The sequence below is a fragment of the Halomonas marinisediminis genome (assembly GCF_004347715.1).
GTDB classification, from domain to species: Bacteria; Pseudomonadota; Gammaproteobacteria; order Pseudomonadales; family Halomonadaceae; genus Halomonas; species Halomonas icarae.
This window is the reverse complement of sequence record NZ_SLTR01000304.1, coordinates 1-290: the sequence shown is the minus strand read 5'-3', so window position 1 is coordinate 290 and position 290 is coordinate 1. Positions and strand designations below refer to the sequence as shown.

The window sequence follows — 290 nt, the reverse complement described above, 5'->3', positions numbered from 1 at the left end:
GACCTGGTGTGGCGCGGGCAGCCGGGGCCGCTCCTGCGCCCAGGTGGCCGGGATGGCAAACCCGTTCTGCGCCACGAGGGCAAAGCTGCTCATGTCCCGCCGCTCTGCCGCGCCGGGGGGCGTGACCTCGGCCCCGGCACGCTCGGCCTCCACCAGCACGCCCTTGATGTTCATCGGCACCGCCGCGACATACCAGAGCGCCACGAGAGCCGCGACCACCGTCAGGATCGGCAGGATCAGGCGCATTTCTGGTTGCCCCTCCCCATCCAGATGCCCCGCCCGACGCCCCC

The 290-nt window shown here is 72.4% G+C and carries 1 protein-coding gene; it reads right to left on the bottom strand.

Annotation, left to right across the window (positions count from 1 at the left end):
* Positions 1 to 246 (bottom strand): hypothetical protein (locus E0702_RS16790; protein WP_205742018.1); only part of this gene is annotated, 246 nt, incomplete at its 3' end.
* Between the last annotated feature and the right edge of the window lie 44 nt (positions 247 to 290).